General features: G+C 71.1%; 16 protein-coding genes and 1 pseudogene. 12 read left to right on the top strand and 5 right to left on the bottom strand.

Annotated elements, in window-relative coordinates:
- The 4 genes and pseudogenes from FIF60_RS21725 to FIF60_RS17415 all read left to right on the top strand — a co-directional run.
- Positions 1–195, top strand: a pseudogene (locus tag FIF60_RS21725) (hypothetical protein); the annotation flags it as partial.
- A gap of 54 nt (positions 196–249) precedes the next feature.
- Positions 250–1,668: a homospermidine synthase gene (locus FIF60_RS17405; protein ID WP_144299562.1), complete on the top strand. Its 1,419-nt coding sequence runs from the start codon at positions 250–252 to the stop codon at positions 1,666–1,668.
- A 125-nt stretch (positions 1,669–1,793) separates the two neighbouring features.
- Complete coding sequence (locus tag FIF60_RS17410) at positions 1,794–2,648, top strand: AraC family transcriptional regulator (protein WP_158639278.1); 855 nt, start codon at positions 1,794–1,796, stop codon at positions 2,646–2,648.
- 104 nt (positions 2,649–2,752) lie between these two features.
- Positions 2,753–3,454, top strand: coding sequence for an isochorismatase family protein (locus FIF60_RS17415; protein WP_158639279.1), 702 nt, complete (start codon positions 2,753–2,755; stop codon positions 3,452–3,454).
- Positions 3,455–3,512: 58 nt separating this feature from the next.
- On the opposite strand, the gene FIF60_RS17420 is transcribed toward FIF60_RS17415, so the two are convergent.
- Both FIF60_RS17420 and FIF60_RS17425 read right to left on the bottom strand, forming a co-directional pair.
- Entirely contained in the window at positions 3,513–4,805 is a 1,293-nt protein-coding gene (locus FIF60_RS17420) for a PQQ-dependent sugar dehydrogenase (RefSeq protein WP_144299565.1), read from the bottom strand.
- A complete protein-coding gene (locus FIF60_RS17425; RefSeq protein ID WP_144299566.1) occupies positions 4,802–5,233 on the bottom strand; it encodes a DUF2231 domain-containing protein in 432 nt (143 codons plus the stop codon). Before FIF60_RS17425 ends, FIF60_RS17420 begins: the two co-directional genes overlap by 4 nt.
- A gap of 208 nt (positions 5,234–5,441) precedes the next feature.
- Between FIF60_RS17425 and FIF60_RS17430 the strand changes: the two genes are divergently transcribed.
- On the top strand, positions 5,442–6,668 hold the full coding sequence (locus FIF60_RS17430; protein ID WP_144299567.1) for an acyl-CoA dehydrogenase: 1,227 nt from the start codon (positions 5,442–5,444) through the stop codon (positions 6,666–6,668).
- Positions 6,628–7,953, top strand: coding sequence for a class I SAM-dependent RNA methyltransferase (locus tag FIF60_RS17435; protein WP_239451694.1), 1,326 nt, complete (start codon positions 6,628–6,630; stop codon positions 7,951–7,953). The genes FIF60_RS17430 and FIF60_RS17435 overlap by 41 nt, the downstream gene beginning before the upstream one ends.
- Positions 7,954–8,997: 1,044 nt before the next feature.
- Here FIF60_RS17435 and FIF60_RS17440 read toward each other — a convergent pair.
- On the bottom strand, positions 8,998–10,269 hold the full coding sequence (locus FIF60_RS17440; RefSeq protein ID WP_144299568.1) for an amidase: 1,272 nt from the start codon (positions 10,267–10,269) through the stop codon (positions 8,998–9,000).
- A 126-nt stretch (positions 10,270–10,395) separates the two neighbouring features.
- On the opposite strand from FIF60_RS17440, the gene FIF60_RS17445 reads away from it, so the two are divergent.
- From FIF60_RS17445 to FIF60_RS17455, 3 genes are read left to right on the top strand one after another with little or no spacing between them, the layout of a single operon-like run.
- Positions 10,396–10,866 (top strand): hypothetical protein, encoded by a 471-nt coding sequence (locus FIF60_RS17445; protein ID WP_144299569.1) that lies wholly within the window; start codon positions 10,396–10,398, stop codon positions 10,864–10,866.
- Positions 10,867–10,891: 25 nt separating this feature from the next.
- Positions 10,892–11,368 (top strand): hypothetical protein, encoded by a 477-nt coding sequence (locus FIF60_RS17450; protein WP_144299570.1) that lies wholly within the window; start codon positions 10,892–10,894, stop codon positions 11,366–11,368.
- Between the two features lie 9 nt (positions 11,369–11,377).
- Positions 11,378–11,755 carry a VOC family protein gene (locus FIF60_RS17455; RefSeq protein WP_144299571.1) on the top strand — a complete coding sequence of 126 codons (378 nt, stop codon included), beginning with the start codon at positions 11,378–11,380 and terminating at the stop codon, positions 11,753–11,755.
- A 4-nt stretch (positions 11,756–11,759) separates the two neighbouring features.
- On the opposite strand, the gene FIF60_RS17460 is transcribed toward FIF60_RS17455, so the two are convergent.
- A complete protein-coding gene (locus FIF60_RS17460) occupies positions 11,760–11,999 on the bottom strand; it encodes a hypothetical protein (RefSeq protein ID WP_144299572.1) in 240 nt (79 codons plus the stop codon).
- A 117-nt stretch (positions 12,000–12,116) separates the two neighbouring features.
- A complete protein-coding gene (locus FIF60_RS17465) occupies positions 12,117–12,308 on the bottom strand; it encodes a hypothetical protein (RefSeq protein WP_144299573.1) in 192 nt (63 codons plus the stop codon).
- A gap of 46 nt (positions 12,309–12,354) precedes the next feature.
- On the opposite strand from FIF60_RS17465, the gene FIF60_RS17470 reads away from it, so the two are divergent.
- The 3 genes from FIF60_RS17470 to FIF60_RS17480 all read left to right on the top strand — a co-directional run bounded on the left by FIF60_RS17470 (position 12,355) and on the right by FIF60_RS17480 (position 16,445).
- On the top strand, positions 12,355–13,932 hold the full coding sequence (locus FIF60_RS17470; protein WP_144299574.1) for an MBL fold metallo-hydrolase RNA specificity domain-containing protein: 1,578 nt from the start codon (positions 12,355–12,357) through the stop codon (positions 13,930–13,932).
- A gap of 242 nt (positions 13,933–14,174) precedes the next feature.
- Entirely contained in the window at positions 14,175–15,440 is a 1,266-nt protein-coding gene (locus FIF60_RS17475) for an MFS transporter (protein WP_144299575.1), read from the top strand.
- A gap of 27 nt (positions 15,441–15,467) precedes the next feature.
- A complete protein-coding gene (locus FIF60_RS17480; RefSeq protein ID WP_239451695.1) occupies positions 15,468–16,445 on the top strand; it encodes a Gfo/Idh/MocA family protein in 978 nt (325 codons plus the stop codon).
- Positions 16,446–16,452 lie beyond the last annotated feature (7 nt).

Consider the following 16,452-nt stretch of genomic DNA (forward strand, 5'->3'; position numbering starts at 1 on the left):
CACGCGGCTCCTGGGCGGCGTGACCGTCCGCGCGGCGAGGCCGAGCGCCCCTCGCGCGGCCGCGGCCGAGACGACCGCGAGGAGCGCGAGGACCGCGTCGTCGGCTTCGGCGACTTCATGCCCGACTTCATGCGCCTGCCGCGCCGCGCGGCCTCGCGCGCCCCGCTTGCCGACGCCGAGGACGCTGCGGCCTGAGGGCCGCACGCCTCGCCTCTCCCCCGCCCGAGGCTTTCCCCGAAGGAGACCGTCATGGCCGAGTGGATGACCCATGCCCGCTTCGATGGGCCCATCGTGATGATCGGCTTCGGCTCGATCGGCCGCGGCACGTTGCCGCTGATCCTCCGCCACATCGACGCGCCGCGCGAGAAGATGCTGGTGATCGATCCCGATGACAGCGCCCGCGCCATCGCCGAGAAGGAGGGCATCCGCTTCCGCAAGCTCGCGCTCACCCGCGAGAACCTGCGCTCCGAGCTCGAGCCGCTGCTGAAGAACGGCGGCTTCCTGGTGAACCTATCCGTCGAGGTGTCCTCCGTCGCGCTCGTCACGCTCTGCCGCGAGTGGGGCGCACTCTACCTCGACACCTGCATCGAGCCCTGGCCCGGCGGCTACACCGACCCGTCCCTCTCGATGAGCCAGCGCACGAACTACGCGCTGCGCGAGGGCATGCGGGCGCTACGCCGGCCCGGCCACAACGACCCCACCGCGCTGATCGCGCACGGCGCGAACCCGGGGATGGTGAGCCACTTCGTCAAGCAGGCGCTCGTCAATCTCGCCGACAGCCTTGGCAAGGACGCGACCGCGCCGACGACGCGCGAGGGCTGGAGCAGGCTCGCGCAGAGCCTCGGCGTGAAGGGCCTCCACATCGCCGAGCGCGACACGCAGCGCGCGAGCAGGCCGAAGGAGATCGGCGAGTTCGTCAACACCTGGTCGATCGAGGGGTTCCTGTCGGAAGGGATGCAGCCGGCGGAGCTCGGCTTCGGCACGCATGAGAAGGCACTGCCGCCCGATGGACGCCGCCACGAGTTCGGCTGCGACGCAGCCATCTACCTCGCCCGCCCGGGATGCGCGACGCGCGTGCGAAGCTGGGTTCCCTCCGCCGGGCCGCAGCTCGCCTGGCTCATCACGCACAACGAAAGCATCTCGATCGCGGATTATTTCACTCTCCGCGAGGGCGACCGGGTAACGTACCGTCCCACCTGCCACTACGCCTACCACCCGTGCGACGACACGGTGCTGTCGCTGCACGAGTTCGAGGGCCGCGCCTTCGATCGCCAGCCGCGGATCCGGCTGATGAACGATGAGATCACCGACGGCATCGACGAGCTCGGCGTGCTGCTCTACGGCCATGGCCGAAACGCCTACTGGTTCGGCAGCCAGCTTTCGATCGCGGAGGCGCGCCGGCTGGCGCCCTATCAGAACGCCACCGGCCTGCAGGTGACCTCGGCCGTGCTCGCCGGAATGGTGTGGGCCATCGAGAACCCGCGCGCCGGCGTGGTGGACGCGGACGAGATCGACTGGCGCCGCTGCCTCGAAGTGCAGATGCCCTATCTCGGCCCCGTGGTCGGCGCCTTCACCGACTGGACGCCACTGACCAACCGCCCGGGCCTCTTCGCCGAGGACGTGGACCTCGACGATCCCTGGCAGTTCCGGAACGTGATCGTCCGGTAGCTGGAACGGGCAAGCCCTCGCGCAATCCGCTTGGGCCTGTCCGGGCTGACCGCCTATCCTTGGCCAGCGAACCGACACGGCGGGCGGGGGGGCGGATGGGCAAGGCTGGCGGGTCCCTCGTGCCGATGGCACGGTTCTACGAGGCGGAGCCGCTCCGGCATTACGTCGAAAGCCACAAGCTGGTCGGCAATGCCGGATGGATGGCCGAGCTTCGCCAGCCCGCCGGCGACTACTCCTCGCCCCCGGCGCCCGAACTCCTCCTGGTGCAGCCGCTCTCGCCCGGCATCAGCCTGCGCAAGGTGTGGGGCTCCGCCCGGTTCGACGGCATCGTACCTTCCTCCTCGCTGTGGATGGTTCCCGTCGGGACGGCGACGGACCTCATCGTTCGCGTCCCGCACGCCATTCGCGCCCTAACGATCACCACCGCGCTGCTGCACGAGACCTTCGTCGAACTCGGGACGGCGCCGGATTTCGCCGCGCTCTCTTCCGGCCCCTTCTTCGATCGGACGGCCGAGCACTGGATGACCGGCCTCTGGCACATCCAGAGCCAGGGGATGCGGCCCGGACGGCTGCATCTCGACGGAATGCTGCAGCATCTCCTGGCGCAACTCGCGTCGCTTGCGGGCGATGCGCCGAAGCCTGCAAAGGGAGGCCTGTCGCCCCGCGTCGTCGCACGCGTGACGGAGGCGATCGCCGAAGCGGAGGGCGATGCGCTCTCCCTCGCAGAGCTCGCCGCGATCGCCAACCTCTCGCCGTTCCATTTCGCCAAGGCATTCAAGGCCTCGCTCGGCGTCTCGCCGCATCGCTTCCAGAAGCGTCTTCGCCTCGAGCGCGCGCGCGAGATGCTCGCGGCAGGAGGGTCGTCGGTGCTCGAGGTCGCGCTCGCCGTCGGCTACGAATCCGGCCAGGCCCTGTCGCGCGCGTTCCGGCAGGAGTTCGGAACCTCGCCGCGCGCGGTACGCGGGGGCCGGCGCGGGTGACCTGCGAATAGCGCAGGATCGGTCACCTTTCCCAAGCCCGGTCACGCATCCGCCCAGCCTGCGTTCCTAACGTGGCGGCCCGTTCCACGCCCGAAGGAATGCCCATGCTCTCGCCGCTCGCCACTGCCCGCCGGCTCGACCCGAACGACACGGTCTATCTCCCCATCGACTACATGCACGGGCTGATGACGGCCTGCCGATCGATCGAGCCGGGACTTCTTCGCAACAACGCCGTCGCGCTGACCAAGGTGGCCCGGCTTTTCCGCCTGCCGACCTTCGGCACGGGCGACCGCTCTGGGCGAACCTATCTCGGCGCCGAGATGTCGGAGATCGAGGAGATCATTCCCGACATGCAATTCTTCAATCGCTCGACCGTCGGCGCGTGGGACGCGCCGGGCTATGCCGATGCCGTGCGTGCGACGGGGCGGCGACAGCTGGTGATGGCCGGCATCACCACCGAGCAATGCGTCACCTTCACCGCCCAGCCCGCGCTTGCGGAAGGGTTCCAGGTCTATGTCGTGCTCGATGCTTCGGCCTCGCTCGACAGCCGCGCGGAGATGGCCGCCGTCGCGCGGCTGACCGCGATGGGCGCGGTGGTGACCACCTGGTCGCCGGTCGCTGCCGAGCTGCTGGGTGATTTCGCGCGGCCCGAGGCGGGCGAGCTGATCCGGATCTACTCCGAGCACCATGGCGCACTGCGCATGGTGGAGGACGCGTTCAAGGTCGCGACACGGGCTGCACGCTCCGCGCCCGGCGGCGCCGACAACGCGGGACGGGAGGCGTCGTACCGCGAAGCCGTGGGGTGAACGGCTGCGATGCCAAACCCTCTGGAGCGGCGTCGCAATCGTTCGCGCGCCTCCCGTCTCACTGCGCCCGGTTCGGCGTGATCCTCCAGACGGTGTTCGAGAGGTCGTCAGCGACGATCAACGCGCCGCGCGGGTCGACCGTCACGCCGACGGGCCGGCCGCGCACCTTGCCGTCCTCGCCCAGGAACCCGGTGACGACATCGATCGGGTCGCCCGCCGGGCGGCCATCGCTGAACGGAACGAACACCACCCGGTAGCCTGACGGGATGTTCCGGTTCCAGCTTCCATGCTCGCCGACGAACACCCCGTCGGCGAAGGTCTGGCCCATCGCAGGCGTCGAGAACGCGACGCCGAGTGCGGCGACATGCGCGCCGAGACTGTAGTCGGGCGTGATCGCCGCGGCGACCTTCTCCGGGTCCTGCGGCTGGGCGCGCCGGTCGACGTTCCGGCCCCAGTAGCTGTAGGGCCAGCCGTAGAAGCCGCCTTCGCGCACGGAGGTGAGGTAGTCGGGAACCAGGTTCGGACCGATCTCGTCGCGCTCGTTCACCACTGCCCAGAGCGTGTCCGTTTCGGGCTGGATGGTGAGCGCGGTCGGGTTGCGAAGGCCGGTGGCGTAGGGCTTGTGCGCGCCGGTCTCCGCGTCGATCTGCCACACCATCGCCCGGTCGACCTCGGCGGTCATGCCGCGCTCGGTGATGTTGCTGTTCGATCCGATGCCGACATAAAGGAACCCCCCGTCGGGGCTCGCCGCCAGCGCCTTGGTCCAGTGGTGATTGATGGCCGAGGGAAGCTTCGCGACCTCCGTCGGCGGCCCGCTCGCCTCGGTCTGGCCGTCCACATAGTCGAAGCGTACGAGCGCGTCCTGGTTCGCGACATAGATCGCGCCATTGACGAACGCGAGGCCGTAGGGCGCGTTGAGATCGTCTGCGAACACGCCGCGTTCGGAGTAGCTTCCGTCGCCGCTCGGATCGCGCAGCAGCGTCAGCCTGTCGCCGCCGGTCACGGAGCTCTTGCCGAGCCCCTTGATGAAGCCGGCGATGAAGTCCTTCGGCCGGAGCGGCGGCGCGTTCCCGCCCGATCCTTCGGCGACCAGGATGTCTCCGTTCGGAAGAAGCAGGGTCTGGCGCGGGATCCTGAGATCGGTCGCGATCGCGCGGATCGTGTAGCCCTCCGGCACCGTCGGGAGCTCGTTGCCCCAGTCTGCAGGCCTCGGCACCGTCATGTCCGGCAACAGGCCGCGGCGCGGCTCCGGCAGCTCGGGGTTGGTGCCGCGCTGCACCGGGCCGGGGTCGTTGTCGCAGGCGGAAAGTGCGATCGCGGCGAAGCCGATCAGCAGAAGAGCGCGCATCATCGCACCTCATGGGCATGGGGGCGGGAATAGCCCATCCAGGCGGCGACGAAGGCCAGCAGCGCCGTGACGGCGGAGAGGTAGAGCCCCTCCGGCATGGTCGCCCAGGCATCCATCGCGTGGACGAGGGCGTTGATGAACCCGATCACCCACATCGCGAGGAGGACGAGGAAGTAGACGGCAAGGCGCCTGCGGCGCTCGCGCGGGCCGCGGACCAGCTCGACAAGCGCCCAGAGCATCGCGACGGCGCCGAACAGCAGCCCGCCGGTGATGAGCCAGGACGAGAAGTTCGCCCACTGGACGTGGAAGCTCGCCCAGTAGGCGAGATCGCTGATGAGCGCGCCAAGGAAGAGGGGGAACGGAAAGGCCAGTAGGATCGCGTGAAGCGGGTGCAGGGGCCTCGGAACCCCTGGAGCGGATATCGCGACCATGATGCCTCCTCCGTGCAAAAAAAGCGCCGCCAGCCGCCATCGCGGCCGACGCCAGCCCGGTCAACGCGGTGCATCCAGGATGGTTCCAACCCCGGAGCGCGGAGGCAGCACGGGCAGGCTCGGGAAGTTCGTCCTGCCCTCGATCCCGGGCGCCCTTGCCCCCCGCCCCCCCGCGGCGATATCACCGGACAGAAACGGGAGACCCGCCATGAACGTCGTGCAGCCGATCACCCAGGCCCCCGCCAGGAAGCGGGGCTGGGGCAAGTTCACCTGGGACGACCCCCTCCTGCTCGATGACCAGCTCACCGAGGACGAGCGGATGATCCGCGATGCCGCGCGCGACTACTGCCAGGAGAAGCTCTTCCCGCGCGTGCTCGAGGCAAACCGCCACGAGCGGTTCGATCGCGAGATCATGAACGAGTTCGGCGAGATGGGATTCCTCGGCGCCACGCTCGACAGCCATGGCTGCGCCGGCGTCTCCTACGTCGCCTACGGGCTGATCTCGCGCGAGGTCGAGCGCGTCGACAGCGGCTACCGCAGCGCCTTCTCCGTGCAGTCCTCGCTCGTGATGTACCCGATCTGGGCGTTCGGGTCCGACGCGCAGAAGGAGAAGTTCCTGCCGAAGCTTCGCACGGGCGAATGGGTCGGCTGCTTCGGGCTGACCGAGCCCGATGCCGGCTCCGACCCCGCGGGCATGCGCACGCGCGCGAAGTCGGTCGATGGCGGGTTCGTTCTGAACGGGTCGAAGACCTGGATCTCGAATTCGCCGATCGCCGATGTCTTCGTGGTCTGGGCGAAGGACGATGCCGGCGAGATCCGCGGCTACATCCTCGAGAAGGGGATGAACGGTCTCACCGCGCCGAAGATCGAGGGCAAGTTCTCGCTGCGGGCCTCGGTCACCGGCATGATCATGATGCAGGACGTGTTCGTGCCGGCCGAGAACCAGCTCCCCGGCGTGAAGGGGCTGAAGGGCCCGTTCTCCTGCCTCAACAACGCCCGCTACGGCATCTCCTGGGGCGTGCTCGGCGCGGCCGAGTTCTGCTGGCACGCGGCGCGCAGCTACACGCTCGAGCGGAAGATGTTCGGCCGGCCGCTCGCGGCGACGCAGCTGATCCAGAAGAAGCTCGCCGACATGCAGACCGAGATCACGCTCGGACTGCAGACCGTGCTTCGCCTCGGACGGCTGATGGACGAGGGGCGCGCGGCCCCGGAGATGATCTCGCTGCTCAAGCGCAACAACTGCGGCAAGGCGCTCGACATCGCGCGCGTGAGCCGGGACATGCATGGCGGCAACGGGATCGTCGACGAGTATCACGTGATCCGCCACGTGATGAACCTCGAGACGGTTAACACCTACGAGGGCACGCACGACATCCATGCGCTGATCCTCGGCCGTGCGCAGACAGGGATCGCGGCGTTCGGCGCGCCGGAGTGATGCTCCGGCTGCCGAACCCCTGACGCTCGCCGTCGCCCGCCTCGGCGCGGGCGGCGACGGGATCGCCACGCTTCCTGATGGGCGGGCCGCCTACATCGCCGGCGCGCTTCCCGGCGAGACGGTCGAGGCAGCGCCTGGGGCAAAGCGCGGGGAAGGCGTGGCCGCGCGGCTCGTCTCCGTGCTCTCGCCCTCGCCCGAGCGTATCGCCCCGCCATGCCAGCACGCTGCCCTCTGCGGCGGCTGCTCGGTGCAGCACATGGGCGAGGCGCTCTACGCCACCTGGAAGGCGGGGCTCGCTGCTGCGGCTCTGTCCCGCGCGGGCTTTCCCGCGGTGGCGATGGCCCCGCTGGCAAGAAGCGCGCCGGGCACGCGCCGCAGGGCGGACCTTGCCATCCGCCTCGAGGGGCGGCACGCGATCGTGGGTTTCCACGCGCGCGGTTCGGGGGCGGTCGCCGACATTCCGGGCTGTCTCGTGCTTCACCCCGCCCTGCGGGAGGCCGCCGCCGCGCTGAGGGCGGCCGCACCGCGCTTCGCCGCGCTGCTGCGCGACGCTTCCGCGGTGATGACGCTCGCGCGCGAGGGCGTCGATCTCTGGCTCGTCTCCGCCCGCGTACCGGATGGGCCGACGCGCGCCGCGCTTGCCGCCTTCGCGCGCGAGGCAAGGCTCGCCCGATTGAACTGGTCGCAGCCAGGCCATGAGGCAGAGCCCGTCGCCGTGCTCGCGCCGCCCACCGTCCGCTTCGGGGCGGCCTCCGTCCCGCTTCCGGCGGGGGCGTTCCTGCAGGCGACGGAGGAAGGCGAGGCCGCGATCGTCTCTGCCGTCCTCGCCGCGCTGGCCGACCTGCCCGCCAATGCGCGCGTGGCCGACCTCTACGCGGGCTGCGGCACCCTCACCTTCCCGCTCGCGGAGCGGTTCCGGGTTCTCGCAGCGGAGGGCGAGGCCGCCTCGGTCGCCGCGCTGAAGAAGGGCATCGGCAGCGCCGGCCTGTCGGGCCGCATCGTCGCGGAGGCGCGGGACCTCACGACCCGGCCGCTCTCGGCTGCCGAGCAGAAGGGACTGGCGGCGGTGGTGCTCGATCCGCCGCGCGACGGGGCTGCAGCGCAGGTCGCCGCCCTCGCCTCGGGACCCACCCGGCGAATCGTATACGTATCCTGCAATCCCAATGCCTTGGCGCGCGATGCCAGGATCCTGCACGAAGCCGGGTTCCGGCTCGACGGCGCCGTACCGATCGACCAGTTCCTGTGGTCTCCGCATCTCGAATGCGTCGCCTCCTTCTCGCGCTGAGCCTTCTCGCAGGCTGCGGCGGCGAGGCGGGGCGGCTGCTCGGCGACATCGAGGCCGGCCCGGGCCCGAGCGACCTGAAGGCTTCGACGCCTGCCCCGAGCCTGAAGCCCGTTACAGTGGCAGGCCACCCGGCCGATCTCTGGGTGCCGGGCGAGGAACCGCTCGCACGGCTCGTTCTCGTGCCCGGCCTCTCCGAGCAGGGGCGTCGTGATGCGCGCCTCGTGCCGCTGGCGCAGAGCCTGGCGCGGGCGCGGTTCCTCGTCCTTGTGCCCGAGCTTCCTGCCGCCAGGCGCCTCTCCGCCGATGCCGCTGATGCAGCGGTGATCGAGGCGGCGATCGACGCGCTGCCGGAGGGGCCCGGGCCGGCGGGGGTCGCGGCGATCAGCTACGCCGCCGGCCCCGCCTTCCTCGCGGCCGCGCGGGCGGGCAAGCGGCTCGGCTTCGTCGCCACCCTGGGCGCCTACCAGTCGACCGAGGCGGTGGTGACCTTCCTCGCCACCGGTGCCTGGCGGAACCCGGGCGAGACAGGCTGGCGGCAGGGGCGTCCTGCGCGGGGGTCGGTCTGGCTGTTCCTGCTCGCCAATGCGGCGTCGCTGCCCGATGCGGGGGACCGCGCGCTTCTTGCTGAGATTGCACGGCGGCGGCTCGCAGGCATCGACGCGGCCACCCTTGCGGGGAGGCTCACCCCGTCCGGTGCCGCCGTCCTGGCGCTCGCGGAGGAAAACGATCCAGACGCAATTCCACGACGGATCAATGACCTGCCATCCGGAATGCAGAACTCGCTCGAAGCGCTGACGCTCACACCCGAACGGCTCGCGGGGTTCGCCGCCTGCGCCATCCTCGTCCATGGCGAGGAGGACCCGATCGTGCCGCCTTCCGAGAGCCGCCGCCTCGCCGCGATGCTGGGCGACCGGGCGGTGCTTCATGTCATCCCCGGGCTCGACCATATCGACCCGCGCGGCCTCTCCCTCGCGGGCCGCCTCGCGATGCTCGAGTCGGCGCGGGACCTGCTTGCCGCCCGCGACGGGGCCGACCCGTGCGCGCTCAGGCGATCGCGTTCTGCACCCAACGCGCCCAGGCGAGCACGGCGCGGTCCTCGCCCATCCGCCCGACGATCTGGATGCCCAAGGGAAGCCCCTTCGGCCCAGTGCCTGCCGGAACGGTCACGCAGGGAACGCGAAGCGTCGTCCAGAGGTAGTTGAATGCCGGGTCGCCGGTCCAGCCGATGCCCTCCGGCGCCTCGCCGGGCGCGGAGGGGGTGACGAGCACGTCGAGCGCCTCCATCGCCGCGGGGAAGGCATCGATGCAGCCCTTCGCCGTGGCGAGCGCCGCCTCGAGCTTTTCCCCAGGCAGGTCCATCATCGGTTCGAGCTTCTCGCGCAGCGCGGCGGAGACGAGGTGACGATGCGTCGTCAGCTCCCACCCGATCGAGCGCGCGCTCTCGCCGTTCATGATGACCGGATGCGCCTCCTCGAGCGCGGCGAAGCGGTCGGGCAAGGCGTGGTCGGTGACCTTGGCGCCGGCCTTGGCGAGGGCTGCGGCCACACGCTCCATCAGCGCCTGCGTCTCCGGCGCCGCGGCCTTCCAGGAGGGCGAGCGGCAGAGGCCGATGCGCGGTGCGGCGCCCGGCACCCTGTCCGGGTCGCCGAGGTCGCGGTTGGAGAGCGTGCCTGCGAACAGCGCGACGTCGGCGACCGACCGCGCCATGCATCCCATCGTATCAAGGCTGTCGGCCATGATCTTCATGCCCATGCGCGAGATCATGCCGTAGGTCGGCTTGTAGCCGACGACGCCGCAATAGGCGGCGGGGCGGATGATGCTTCCGGCCGTCTGAGTGCCGAAGGCGAACGGCACGAACCCGTCCGCCACCGCGGCCGCCGAGCCGGAGGAGGAGCCGCCGGGCGTGTGGGCGAGGTTCGCCGGGTTGCGCGTCGGGCCGGGGTGCCGGGTCGCGAACTCGGTCGTCACCGTCTTGCCCATCACCACCGCGCCGGCGGCCCTCGCCCAGGCCACGCAGGCGGCATCGCCGCGCGGGCGGTAGCCTGCCCAGATCGCCGAGTTGTTCTGCGTCGGCATGTCGGCGGTCTCGATCACGTCCTTCACACCGATCGGCAGCCCACCGAGCGGCCTAGCGGGATCGGCGCGGCGCGCCTGGGCGAGCGCATGGTCGCGATCGAGCCAGGCGAAGGCGCGGACGGAGGGCTCGCGCTCGGCGATCCGGGCGAGGCAGCTTTCCATCAGCGCGACGGGTGTGAGCCGCCCCGCCGCCATCGCCGCCCGCGCCTCGGTCGCCGTCATCCGCCACGCCTCAGTCATTGCAGCTCCTCTCGTGCTCCGCCGCGCGCCCGGCACTCATCACCTTCTCAAGCGTGCGATCGCGGCTTCGCGCTGGCAAGCCGCCATCGGAGCGTCCATCTTCTGTCGATGCCCGATGGGATACGCTTGACCGCGCCGGGCGCAGGCATGCTGCGCTACGACGTTCCCCTGCCGCCCGAGCGTCTGCCGAGCGTCTCTGGCCGCGAGCTCCTCGCCGCCTGGGACGCCGCGCGCGAGGCTGCCGCCGCGGAGGCCTGGGGCGAGGCCCGCGCCGTCGTGTTCCAGCGCGGCGACGGCGGCGTCACCGAGCTCGTCATCGCCGACGAGGACGCGCGCTGCTGGGCGGCGGCCGTCGATGCAACGGTCGGCCTCGGCTCGCTCTACGGGCTTGCCGTGTGCTTCCGCCTGCTCGCGCTGATCGAGCTGATGGCCAACGCCCCCTGGGCGCGGCGCTTCTTCGACATCTCCGCCGACGGCACGGAGATCCACCCCGCGCTCGTGCGCGCCGCTTCGCGTTTTCCGCTTGCGGCGGACGCACGTTTCGACCATGCCGCACTTCGGGCATCGCTTGCCGTCGCGCTGCCTTCCGCGCCCTGAGCGGCGCCATTCGACAAGGATGCCCATGCGCCCCCTCGCCCTCGCCCTCGTCGTGCTCGCCGCTGCCTGCGCCGAGCGGCAGGACCATCGAAGCAGCGCCGAGGCGGCCTGCGCGGCCCAGGCCGAGCGCCTGGTGCTCGACCGCAACCGGGGCCGCAACCTGATGATCGACAGCTCCATGTCCGGCCCCGCGACCCTGATGGAGGAGACGAGCATGAGCGCGGAGTTCGCGCGGCAGTCGGAGTTCCGCGAGCGCGACAGGCTGACGCGCGAGTGCCTTCAGCGCATCGAGGCGCAGAACCGCCCCGCTGCCGGGCCGGCCGCCGCCGCACCGGCACCAGCCCCCGCAGCGCTCCCGGCCTCGGCCCAGCCCCCGATGACCGGCACCGGCCAGCCTGCCAGCTCCGAGTTCCGGCGCGGCACGGCCTTGCCGCCGCCACCGGCCTCCGGCGCTCCGCTGCCTGCGCCAGCGCCCGCGCAGCCTCCCGTTCGCGGCTGGTAGGCGGGGGCGATGCGGCTCGGGCACCTCTCCCTCGGCGTGTCCGACCTTTCCCGCGCGATCGCCTTCTACGATGCGGCCCTCGCCCCGCTCGGCGGGGCGCGCGTGTGGTCGAACGAGCGTGGCGCGGGGTATGGCCCGCCTGGTCAGGGCGACCTTCTCGCGCTGAAGCTGCAGAACGGGACGGTGACACCGCCGGGCCCCGGCTTCCACCTCGCCTTCGACGCGCCCGACCGTGCGGCGGTCGACGCCTTCCATGCAGCGGCGCTCGCGCAAGGCGGGCGCTGCGACGGACCGCCCGGGCTGAGGCCGCATTACGGCCCGACCTACTACGCCGCCTTCGTGGTCGACCCCGACGGCAACAAGCTCGAGGCCGTGTTCCAGGACTGAGGGCTCAGCGGCAGGTGTAGGTGCGGTATCCGTGCCCCTCGAACGGGCGGCACTCGTAGATGCCGAGAGGCTCGATCACGGAGGTGTAGGTGATCGTGAGGACGACGATCGACAGAAGCCAGAGCCCCAGCCACTGCATCGGCTGGACGCCTTGCTTCCCCAGGTCCTTGCGGACGATGGCAACCAGCAGCGCCAGGGACGCGGCAATGGCCATTGCGGAAGCGAACACCGTGAGCGCCGGCATGGCGGGCCTCCTCGTGCCCCGACGCTGGCGGGCGCCCCACCCGAGGCCGCTCGCACCAGCGCGCAGGGCATCAAGCCAGGGCGATGAGCCTCGGCGCTGCGCCCGGGAGCACACTCCTCACCGGAGCCCAACCCCCATCGGCGCGAGCACAAGGGAATAGAGCGCAAGCACTCCGGCAAGGACGGCTGCCCAGAGCACGGCCCAGCGCAGGACCGGCGCGCCGGAGCTGCCAAGGCGGCGCGCGATCGGCCAAAGGATCACAAGCATCGCGATGCCCCCGACGAGCGCCGCGATCTGTCCGGTTTCCATGCCACCTCCATCGCCAATCCTGCACGCCATGCCTACTCTGGCCGCCATGGACCCGACCCTCACGTTCCACGGTGCGGCCGGCACCGTCACCGGAAGCTGCCTCCGCCTCTCCGCCAACGGCGCGGAGATCCTGATCGACTGCGGCCTGTTCCAGGGGCCGAAGACGATCAAGTCGCTGAACTGGCGGCCCTTCCCGTTCGACCCGAAGCGGATCGACGCCGTGCTGCTCACCCACGCCCATATCGACCATGCCGGGCTGATCCCCAAGCTCGTGCGCGAGGGGTTCCACGGCCGCGTGCACGCCACGGCAGCGACGGTCGATCTCGCCGCGGTCATGCTTCCCGACAGCGGCTACATCCAGGAAACCGAGGTCGAGCGGCTGAACCGCCGCAACGCAGCGCGCGGGCGCGAGCTCGTCACGCCGATCTACACCCGCGCCGACGCGGAGGCCTCGCTCGACCGGTTCCACGTGGAGCCCTATGGGCGGTGGATCCCGCTCGCAGGCGGCGTCCGCGCGCGGTTCTGGAACGCGGGGCACCTGCTCGGCTCGGCCTCGGTCGAGATCGAGATCCCCCGCGAAGGGGCCGAGGCGGCGCGGCTTCTCGTCTCCGGTGACATCGGCCCGGGCGGCAAGGCCTTCGTCGAGGACGCCGAAGCCCCGCACGGCATCGACTTTCTCGTGGTCGAAAGCACCTACGGCAACCGCGAGCGCGACGACCCCTCGCCCGCCGAACGGCGCGGGCTTCTCGCGGCCGAGGTGCGCGCCGCGATGGCGGCAGGCGGCAACCTCCTGATGCCGGCCTTCGCGGTCGAGCGCACGCAGGAACTCCTGCACGACCTCGACCTCATGATGGAGCGTCGCGAGCTGCCCGCCCTTCCCGTGGTGATCGACAGCCCGCTTGCGACGGAGGCGACGGCCGCCTTTCGCAAGCACCTCAAGGAGCTTCCGGAGGAGACCGAGCCGGCAGAGACGTTCCTCGCCGGGCCGAACATCCGCTTCACCCGCACGGTCGACGACAGCAAGGCGCTGAACAGGATCGGGGCGGGCATCGTCATCCTCTCCGCATCCGGCATGGCCGATGCCGGGCGCATCCGCCATCACCTTCTCAACAATCTCTGGCGGCCGCAGTCGACGGTGCTGTTCACCGGCTACCAGGCGCCGGGAACGCTCGGGCGGCTGCTCGTCGACGGCGCCAAAGCGGTGTCGATCATGGGCCAGGAAGTGGCGGTGCGCGCGCGCATCCGCACGCTCGACTGCTACTCCGGCCACGCCGACCGGCGCGACCTGATTGCCTGGACGAATGCGCGGCGGCCCGTTCGGCAGGGCATCTTCCTGGTGCACGGCGAGGACGACGCCCGCGCGAGCCTCGCCGAGGCGCTGCGGGGCGAGCGCCCGCCCGTGTTCCTGCCGGAGATGGACGCCGCCTACGCCCTTCCCGCCGACGGCCCGGCTCGCCCGCGCGGCGCCGCCCCGCGGCTCGCCCCGAGCCAGGCCCATGCGGTGCATGACTGGCACAACGAGCGTGCCGCACTTGTGCTCGAACTCCGCCGCCGCCTCGAGGACGCACCGGACGACGAAGCGCGCGAGAGGCTGCTCCACCGCGTGCGCGACGCGCTGGCGTGAGAGGCCGCGTGAGAGGCCGCGGCGCACCGCACGCGGCCCTACGCGAGAAAATCCTGCCGGCAGGAAGGCTCAAATCGCCCGCAATCGGGCAGGGCGACCGTCCCATCGCCGGCCAGGGGCTGCAACCGAAGCGGGCGCGAGATCGACCAGAGGCGACACAACCGCGCCTGATCCTGTCGTAGCAGCACGGCGCGACCCGCCTTGCCGCTCCGGGCGCGCGGGGCGATGCTCGCGCCACCCGCATGTCCTCCCCCGCCGCCTCAGGCCTCGTCTCGATCCGTCGCACCTTGCGCTCACGCAACGGGCGCGTGTTCTTCGGCGGCTCCCTCCTGGCCTGGACGGGGCTCTGGATGCAGCGCATCGCCGTCGGCTGGCTGGCGTGGGACCTCTCGGGCTCCGCCTTCTGGCTCGGCGTCGTTGCCTTCGCCGACCTCTTTCCCGCCGTTGTGGTGAGCCCGATCGCCGGCGCGGTGGCCGACAGGACCGACCGCGTGCGGCTGACGATGACGGTGCAGTCGATCGTCGTGGTCCAGGCCGCCCTGCTCGCCACGCTCACCGCGCTCGGCGAGATCTCGATCCCCCGCCTGATCGCGCTCGAGCTCGTCCTCGGCGTGGCGCAGTCCTTCGCGCAGCCCGCGCGGCAGTCGCTTATGCCGGGCCTCGTGCCGCGGGAGGACCTGCCAGGTGCGGTGGCGTTGAATAGCCTCACCTTCAACGTCGCCCGCTTCACCGGCCCCGCGCTCGCCGGGCTGCTCATCGTCGAGACCTCGATCGCCGTGCCGATCGCGGCGAACGGGCTCTTCTACCTGATCGCCACCGCCTCGCTCCTGCTTCTGCGCGTCGATCCGGCAGACAGGATCGGCCATGCGCCCTCGCGCTCGATCCTGGCCGAGATGGTCGACGGCTTCCGCTACGTCGCGCGGCATCCGGGCATCGGGCGGATCATGCTGTTCGCCGGCGTGATCGGCGTGTTCGCCCGGCCGATGCTCGAGCTGATGCCTGCCTTCGCGGACGGCCTGTTCCAGAAGGGAGCCGAGGGGCTCGCCATGCTGACCTCGACGACGGGCCTCGGCGCGCTCGTCGCCGGCATCGTCTTCGTCACGCGCGGCGGCATCCGGGGGATGACGCTGATCGCGCTGATCGCCGGTCTCTCCATCGCGCTCGGCGCGCTCCTGATGGCAGCGACGGACATCTTCGCGATCGGCCTTCTCGGCGCCGCGGCCTCGGCTGCGGCCCAGGTGGTGCACGGCATCGCGGTGCAGACGCTCGCTCAGACGGCGTCCGACCGCACGATGCGCGGGCGGGTGATGTCGATCTGGGGGCTGATCGTGCGCGCCTGCCCTGCCGTCGGCGCGCTGTCGCTCGGCGCGCTTGCGGAGGCGATCGGGCTCAGGCCGGCGGTGCTTCTGTTCGTCGCCCTCTGTATCCCCGTGTTCCTCTGGGGCATGAAGCGGCGGAAGCGTGTCGCGGCCGCGCTCGAGCGCGGGCTCGGCCCGAAGCGGACATGAACCCGAAGCGGACATGAAAGAGAGACCATGATGCTGGATGCGGCGATCGTCGGGATGGGGCGCTGGGGGCGTGTGCTGGTCGAAAGCGTGCAGGGCAGGAGCGAGGCGATCCGCTTCGTCGCCGGCTCGACCGGGACGCCGGAGAAGGCGCGCGACTATGCCGCGGAGAAGGGCATCACGCTCCACCCGAGCTACGAGGCCGTGCTGGCCGACCCGCGCGTGAAGGCCGTGGTTCTCGCCTCGCCGCATTCGCAGCACGCCCGCCAGGTGATCGACGCGGCGAAGGCGGGCAAGCAGATTTTCGTCGAGAAGCCGTTCACGCTGACGAAGGCCGATGCCGAAGCGGCCGTCGCTGCCGTGCGCGCTGCCGGCGTCACGATGGCGCTCGGGCACAATCGCCGCTTCCTTCCCGCCGCGCGAAGGCTCAGGGAGATGATCGAGGCAGGCGAGCTCGGCACCATCCTTCACATCGAGGGCAACATCTCCGGCCCCGGCGCGCTCGCCTACAAGCCGGGCATGTGGCGCGCCGACCCGTCGGAGAGCCCTGCGGGCGGCCTCGCAGGCATGGGCATCCACATGGTCGACATGTTCCGGATGCTGTGCGGGGAGATGCGGGCCGTCTCGGTCGTCTCGCACGCACGCGTCGCGACGAACGGGCTCGACGACACGACGGCGATGCTCCTGCGCTTCGCCTCCGGCATGACCGGCACGCTGACGACGCTCGCCGCGACGCCGCGGCTATGGCGCGTGCAGGTGTTCGGCTCGAAGGCCTGGGTGGAGATGTGGGGCACGAACAAGCTCGTGGTCGGCCGCGAGGGAGCCGAGCACGAGCACGTCCGATTCGACCCGGTCGACATCGAGCGCGCCGAGCTCGAAGCCTTCGCCGCTGCGGCGGCGGGCGGCGCGCCCTACCCGCTCAGCCTCGAGGAGGCCGTGCATTCCGCCGCGGTGTTCGAGGCGATCGCGAAGGGCGCGCGGCAGGACGGCTGGATCGCGGTGGCGTGACGTGGCG

Origin of the sequence: Elioraea rosea, assembly GCF_007644105.1 — a bacterium.
GTDB lineage: Bacteria > Pseudomonadota > Alphaproteobacteria > Acetobacterales > Acetobacteraceae > Elioraea_A > Elioraea_A rosea.

Bases quoted from the DNA above. Each gene is read 5' to 3' on its own strand.
- FIF60_RS17405 (WP_144299562.1), top strand. From the start codon at position 250: ATGGCCGAGTGGATGACCCATGCCCGCTTCGATGGGCCCATCGTGATG.
- FIF60_RS17410 (WP_158639278.1), top strand. From the start codon at position 1,794: ATGGCACGGTTCTACGAGGCGGAGCCGCTCCGGCATTACGTCGAAAGC.
- FIF60_RS17415 (WP_158639279.1), top strand. From the start codon at position 2,753: ATGCTCTCGCCGCTCGCCACTGCCCGCCGGCTCGACCCGAACGACACG.
- FIF60_RS17420 (WP_144299565.1), bottom strand. From the start codon at position 4,805: ATGATGCGCGCTCTTCTGCTGATCGGCTTCGCCGCGATCGCACTTTCC.
- FIF60_RS17425 (WP_144299566.1), bottom strand. From the start codon at position 5,233: ATGGTCGCGATATCCGCTCCAGGGGTTCCGAGGCCCCTGCACCCGCTT.
- FIF60_RS17430 (WP_144299567.1), top strand. From the start codon at position 5,442: ATGAACGTCGTGCAGCCGATCACCCAGGCCCCCGCCAGGAAGCGGGGC.
- FIF60_RS17440 (WP_144299568.1), bottom strand. From the start codon at position 10,269: ATGACTGAGGCGTGGCGGATGACGGCGACCGAGGCGCGGGCGGCGATG.
- FIF60_RS17450 (WP_144299570.1), top strand. From the start codon at position 10,892: ATGCGCCCCCTCGCCCTCGCCCTCGTCGTGCTCGCCGCTGCCTGCGCC.
- FIF60_RS17455 (WP_144299571.1), top strand. From the start codon at position 11,378: ATGCGGCTCGGGCACCTCTCCCTCGGCGTGTCCGACCTTTCCCGCGCG.
- FIF60_RS17460 (WP_144299572.1), bottom strand. From the start codon at position 11,999: ATGCCGGCGCTCACGGTGTTCGCTTCCGCAATGGCCATTGCCGCGTCC.
- FIF60_RS17465 (WP_144299573.1), bottom strand. From the start codon at position 12,308: ATGGAAACCGGACAGATCGCGGCGCTCGTCGGGGGCATCGCGATGCTT.
- FIF60_RS17470 (WP_144299574.1), top strand. From the start codon at position 12,355: ATGGACCCGACCCTCACGTTCCACGGTGCGGCCGGCACCGTCACCGGA.
- FIF60_RS17475 (WP_144299575.1), top strand. From the start codon at position 14,175: ATGTCCTCCCCCGCCGCCTCAGGCCTCGTCTCGATCCGTCGCACCTTG.
- FIF60_RS17480 (WP_239451695.1), top strand. From the start codon at position 15,468: ATGATGCTGGATGCGGCGATCGTCGGGATGGGGCGCTGGGGGCGTGTG.